This window comes from Pseudomonas sp. (genome assembly GCF_030696055.1).
Lineage (GTDB): Bacteria > Pseudomonadota > Gammaproteobacteria > Pseudomonadales > Pseudomonadaceae > Aquipseudomonas.
Window position 1 is genome coordinate 1 of sequence record NZ_JAUYNP010000209.1, and the last position, 1,719, is coordinate 1,719.

The 1,719-nt window shown below is 46.4% G+C and carries 1 protein-coding gene and 1 rRNA gene; one reads left to right on the plus strand and one right to left on the minus strand.

The annotated features are described in order from the left end of the window. Nucleotides 1-250 precede the first annotated feature (250 nt). Nucleotides 251-601, plus strand: coding sequence for a hypothetical protein (locus tag Q8Q83_RS12005; RefSeq protein ID WP_305624006.1), 351 nt, complete (start codon nucleotides 251-253; stop codon nucleotides 599-601). Nucleotides 602-1,600: 999 nt separating this feature from the next. On the opposite strand, the gene rrf is transcribed toward Q8Q83_RS12005, so the two are convergent. Beyond that, nucleotides 1,601-1,716, minus strand: a 5S ribosomal RNA gene (gene rrf / locus Q8Q83_RS12010). Nucleotides 1,717-1,719: the final 3 nt, after the last annotated feature.

Genomic DNA, 1,719 nt, shown 5'->3' on the forward strand with positions numbered 1-1,719 from the left:
TACGCGGCGTTCAACGCAACTATTAAAATTCAGTGAAATTTGGCTTTTAATCCGCATCAACCTCAGGAAAAAGTAGCCAGGAAAATTTTGCTTTTAATCTGCATCAGCCTCAGGTAAAAACAGTTATGCAAACACACGAAAAAGCAGTTCAAGGTCAAAAGCCTAACAAACGGTTCAAATCGTTCGCTTCGCTCTCTGGGACCGCGTACCGCGGCCCCTTAACCTAAACGTTAGAAGTCACTGGTAGTCCATGGAAAACCTCGATACCTACAAGCACTTTACTTCGGAGAGATCATCACAAATGTTCCTTTTCCCGAACGTTTGCTTCAAGTGTCGAAAATCCTACAAAAAACCGGCTTCAAAAAAACCAAGCAAATGCCCCGAATGTGGGGCGCAGATGACTGAGCTAAGTCGAAAGTTCAAAGCGCCAAAGAAAGACGATACTGCTGCATGGCATGTTATTGAGTTTGTTGTTAATGCAGGCTTTCGCTATCACAGCGTACAAATTGAAAATGGCGGACAAGCAATCTACCCAAATACAATGAAAGAAGCTGAAGAGTTCGTTAGGCTCCACAGTGGCAACCGCGCTGATGCCTTCTAACAAGCGGTTCAAATCGTTCGCTTCGCTCTCTGGGACCGCGTACCGCGGCCCCTTAACCTAAACGTTAGGCAGCTCCGGGAACAGTTCCTGGCTTAGTTTTTACCCGTAACATCGCGTCGCCAGTAAATCGCATAGTTAGTGGCATTATTCAAAGGAGTTGGTTTATGCCGGACACCGTAACAATTAACTTACCGCGTTCACTTTCCAACTCGGCGGTGTCAGCCTTTTCTTTCTACGTTGCGGCGGCTACCGTGTCGAGCAGGCCAGGCCTAACAACTGCTTCAAATCGTTCGCTTCGCTCACTGGGACGGGCTAAAGCCCGCCCCTTAACCAAACGTTAGAGATTAAAAATGAATTCTATCGCGGTAATTTTTCTAGGATCAGCGCTCAATTCTGTAATTCTAAAGTTTTTTGCATATATATTAAAAATCGAAGATCGGAGCTTTGTAAAGTGCTTCACAGCTTCGATTATTACTATCTGCCTGTATTTAGGCTTATTTCTCTCTGGCGTTGTTACAAACATAATATTTTTAAATGCTGTTTATTTTCTATTGATGTTGGCGTGCGCGATATTTATCCTGCGAGCCACCTTTCCTAAGGCTGTTGCTATCAGCCTAATGCTTATCTCACTAACATTATTAAGTCAGTGGTGGTAGTGTCTTTGCCGGGTCTCATGAGAGAGATAAACAGCATGCCACTGTTAACTCTATTTTTAGCGAGGGTCTAGCTTGAGTCCCTCCGCTCTAAGGGCCAATTGCGTAGTTAACCTCTAACAATTGGTTCAAATCGTTCGCTGCGCTCACTGGGACGGGCTAAAGCCCGCCCCTTAACCAAACGTTAGGCGCTATATGTGGCCACGCCACCAGCCAAACTGCGTGCGTGCGTGAACAATTCGAAGTAGTGACAACAACTCAGTCCACCAGCTCGTTGCCGACGGTGTTTCCGTGACGCAAAGTAAAACCCCCGACCAGTTTCCTGATCGGGGGTTTTGGTATAGGTGCTTGACGATGACCTACTCTCACATGGGGAAACCCCACACTACCATCGGCGATGCATCGTTTCACTACTGAGTTCGGGATGGGATCAGGTGGTTCCAATGCTCTATGGTCGTCAAGCGA

Bases quoted from the DNA above. Each gene is read 5' to 3' on its own strand.
- Q8Q83_RS12005 (WP_305624006.1), top strand. From the start codon at position 251: ATGGAAAACCTCGATACCTACAAGCACTTTACTTCGGAGAGATCATCA.